This is a genomic window from Gordonia sp. p3-SID1431 (assembly GCF_025143765.1).
GTDB lineage: Bacteria > Actinomycetota > Actinomycetes > Mycobacteriales > Mycobacteriaceae > Gordonia > Gordonia hongkongensis.
This window is the reverse complement of the sequence record NZ_JAMBDT010000178.1, coordinates 1-3,705: the sequence shown is the minus strand read 5'-3', so window position 1 is coordinate 3,705 and position 3,705 is coordinate 1. Positions and strand designations below refer to the sequence as shown.

The following is a 3,705-nucleotide window of genomic DNA, read 5'->3' as shown; positions in this document are numbered from 1 at the left end:
CCACGAAGGGTGTGGCAACTTGTCTCGCCGGGCCCTTCGTGGCTCGTCGCTTGCGCTCCTCGCACCTCAGGGAGCAAGGGTTATGCGCTCCTTCTGATTAGGGGCAGCGGTAATCGAAGAACGATGTGCCGAATGTGTCGAATGGCGTCCGGCACGCTCGTCATCACTGCACACGGACCGACGAGCGGCCCGCTGAACGAGAGGCCAGATCATGCATTACTCGCTGCTGCTGCACTACCCGGAGATGGACGCGTCGACCCTCGGTGAGGAAGCGATCGCTCAGGGACAAGCCGCCTTCGCCGCCTACACGACGGCCCTCCAAGACGCCGGCGTGCTCGTGAGTGCCGAAGTCCTACAGCACTCGGACGTCACGACGACGCTGCGCAAGGTCGACGGCCGGCTCGTCGTTCAGGACGGCCCCTTCGCCGACACCAAGGAACAGCTCGGCGGAACCGTCGTCATCGATGTCGACGATCTCGACGCCGCCATCGAGTGGGCGCGTCAGGCACCGCCGATCGAGTGGGGTGTCGTGGAGATCAGGCCCGGCGCGACCTACACCGTCGATGGTGCGTGGACACCCAACGCATGACCCGACGAGAAGCGCACACCGCCGCCGAACATGCTGCCCGCGAGTCGTATTCGCGGCTGGTCGCGCTTCTCGCCGCCGCGTCAGGGGATCTCGCGCTCGCGGAGGATGCACTGGCAACCGCCTTCGAACGTGCGCTCACCTCGTGGCCGTCAGATGGGGTACCCGCGAACCCGGAAGGCTGGCTGCTCACGGTCGCACGCAACCAGCAGCGCGACGTCTGGAAGTCGGCGGCGCACCGTACGTCGAAGATCCTCGACGACACCATCTCTCCCGGAGCAACCACCGTGACTCCCTTCGACGACGTAGACCCCGACGCCATTCCCGACAAGCGCCTCGAGTTGTTGTTCACCTGTGCGCATCCGGCCATCGACGCAGCCGCCCGCACGCCACTCATGTTGCAGTCGGTGCTCGGCTTCGAGGCCGCCGACATCGCCACCGCCTTCGCGGTCGCCCCCGCAACGATGTCGCAGCGTCTCGTGCGAGCCAAACGCCGGATCCGCGACGCCCGGATACCGTTCGTCGTTCCCGACCGCGCGGCGATGCCGGAGAGACTCCCCGCTGTGCTGGAAGCGGTCTATGGGTGTTTCGCGATCGCGTGGAACGACGCCGACGGGACCGATCCCGACACCGTCGAATCGATGGCGGGGGAGTCGCTGCACCTGGCCGTCACGCTCGCCGCGCTGCTCAACGATCCTGAGGCGTGGGGTCTCGCTGCGCTGATCGCGCTGTCGTTGTCGCGGGCGCCGGCACGGACCGGCCCGTTCATCCCGCTCGAGGAGCAGGATCCGGCCACCTGGGATGTCGCGCTCATCCGGGACGGGGAAGCGATGCTTCGACGCGCATCGGCGTTCGGCCGGCCACACGGTCGATTTCAGCTCGAAGCTGCCATGCAGTCCGTCCACGCCGACCGCGCACGCACCGGTGTCGTCGACTGGGCCGCATTACAGTCGCTGTCGTCCGCGCTCGTGTCCGTGGCGTCGACACTTGGTGCGCGAATCGCCCACGCTGCGATCGTCGGGCGGGCGAGTTCTCCCGCAGATGGACTCTCCCTGCTTGATGAGTTGGGCGGTGACGCCGCAGGTTTCGGCCCGTTCCACGCGGTGAAGGCAGATCTGCTGGTTCGGGCCGGGCACTCCGACGTGGCGCGTGAGCACTTCGAACGGGCTGCAGAGCTCACCGGCGACGAACGAGCGCGGGGGTATCTGCGACGACGTGCGGGCAAGGTTGGGTAGGGATCGTCGCGAGCCCGACGGAACCGACGCACGGTCGAGGGGGGCGGCGGCCGGGTGTCACCAAACGGCGGGAATGCCTGATTCTGGCAACACCGACGACCTAATGTGTGACTCGGGACACAACAGTGGCCGGACCCTCACCGAGGGCTTCACAACGGGTCGAGCCTCGCTCGACGAATGGAGGCAGTCATGACTGCAAGTGCCGAGGTCACGAACGATCTGACCACCGAGCCGTACCGCTCGCGCCGCAATCACTGGAACAACCAGGTCCGCCGGCACGCCATGATGACCCCGGACAACACGGCGATCACCTATCTCGACAAGAACACGACCTGGAAGGAACTCGACGACCGGTCGCGCGCCTTCGGAGCCGCACTCCACCGGCGGGGTGTCCAATTCGGTGATCGGGTTCTGATGGCCCTGCTCAACCGCACCGAGTACATCGAGGCGATTCTCGGGGCCACTCTCATCGGCGCCATCCCGGTACCGGTCAACATCCGCATGAGCCCCGCCGAGGTGGCCTATCTCGTCACCGACAGCGGTGCGAAGGTCGTCGTCACCGAGACCCTCCTCGCGCCGATCGCGGACGCGGTCGCCGGGTCGACCGGTCAGATCGAGACCATCATCGTCGTCGACGGCAGCGACAACGCCGACCATCTCGACTTCGAGACCCTGCTGGCCGAGGGCGCGTCGGACCTGCCGGAGGTCGACGTGCCCGAGGACACTGTCGCCGCCATCATGTACACCTCGGGCACCACCGGAAAACCCAAGGGCGCCATGCTCACCCATCAGAACATCCAGGCGCAGGCGGTGACGACGATCGCCACGGCCGGGGCACAGTCCGGTTCCGATGACGTCGCCTCCATCGTGCCTCCGCTGTTCCACATCGCGGGGATCGGCGGCTTCGCACCGATCTTCTACCGCGGGATCCGCGCGGTGCTCCACCCGCTCGGCGCGTTCGATCCCGACACCATGCTCGACACGCTAGAGCGCGAAGGCGTCACGTCGGTCTTCATGGTCCCCGCTCAGTGGCAGGCCGTGTGTGCGGCGCAGAAGGCGCGTCCCCGGAAGCTCAAGCTGCGCACGATGAGTTGGGGCGCGGCCCCGGCGTCGGACACCGTGCTGAACGCGATGAATGAATCCTTCCCGGAAGCCGCCAACATGACCGCGTTCGGTCAGACCGAGATGTCGCCGGTGACGACGATCCTCGAGGGCAAGGATGCACTGCGTAAGCTCGGCTCCATCGGCAAGGTCGTCCCGGCGGTCACCGCGCGTATCGTCGATCCGCTGATGAACGACGTCAAACCCGGTGAGGTCGGCGAGATCGTGTATCGCGGACCCAACATGATGATCGGCTACTGGAACAAGCCCGAGGCGACCGCAGAAGCCTTCCGCGGCGGCTGGTTCCACTCGGGCGACCTGGTGCGCCAGGACGAAGAGGGCTTTCTCTACGTCGTCGACCGCGCCAAGGACATGATCATCTCGGGCGGCGAGAACATCTACTGCGCCGAGGTCGAGAACGTCCTGTTCAGCCATCCGAGCATCACCGAGGCCGCGATCATCGGTCGCGCGGATGAGAAGTGGGGCGAGGTGCCGGTCGCGGTGGTCGTGCTCGCCGAAGGCGTCGAGGACCTCACCCTCGCCGATCTCGAGCCGCACCTCAACGAGAACCTCGCGCGGTTCAAGCACCCCAAGGACCTGGTGATCATCGACGAACTCCCACGCAACGCCGGGGGGAAGGTCGTCAAGCCACGGCTCCGAGATGCCTACGGCAGCAAGGACGCCGGACTGTCGAACTGATCACCCCCGCTCCCTGAGGTGAGCGTCCGATTTCTATGCTCCCTGAGGTGCGAGCGAAGCGAGCCACGAAGGGCTTGGCGACGC

General features: G+C 66.5%; 3 protein-coding genes. All 3 read left to right on the top strand.

Annotated elements, in window-relative coordinates; translation table 11 throughout:
- Positions 1 to 211 precede the first annotated feature (211 nt).
- The 3 genes from M4D77_RS23585 (at position 212) to fadD5 (ending at position 3,621) form a co-directional block, all read left to right on the top strand.
- Entirely contained in the window at positions 212 to 589 is a 378-nt protein-coding gene (locus tag M4D77_RS23585) for a YciI family protein (RefSeq protein ID WP_065630007.1), read from the top strand.
- The gene (locus M4D77_RS23580) at positions 586 to 1,821 is read left to right on the top strand and encodes an RNA polymerase sigma factor (RefSeq protein ID WP_259937701.1); all 1,236 of its coding nucleotides are present in this window, start codon (positions 586 to 588) and stop codon (positions 1,819 to 1,821) included. Before M4D77_RS23585 ends, M4D77_RS23580 begins: the two co-directional genes overlap by 4 nt.
- A gap of 189 nt (positions 1,822 to 2,010) precedes the next feature.
- The gene (gene fadD5, locus M4D77_RS23575) at positions 2,011 to 3,621 is read left to right on the top strand and encodes a fatty-acid--CoA ligase FadD5 (RefSeq protein WP_068971429.1); all 1,611 of its coding nucleotides are present in this window, start codon (positions 2,011 to 2,013) and stop codon (positions 3,619 to 3,621) included.
- The last annotated feature ends 84 nt before the right edge of the window (positions 3,622 to 3,705 follow it).

Coding starts and splice junctions, on each gene's coding strand:
- M4D77_RS23580 (WP_259937701.1), top strand. CDS start 586: ATGACCCGACGAGAAGCGCACACCGCCGCCGAACATGCTGCCCGCGAG.
- M4D77_RS23585 (WP_065630007.1), top strand. CDS start 212: ATGCATTACTCGCTGCTGCTGCACTACCCGGAGATGGACGCGTCGACC.
- fadD5 (WP_068971429.1), top strand. CDS start 2,011: ATGACTGCAAGTGCCGAGGTCACGAACGATCTGACCACCGAGCCGTAC.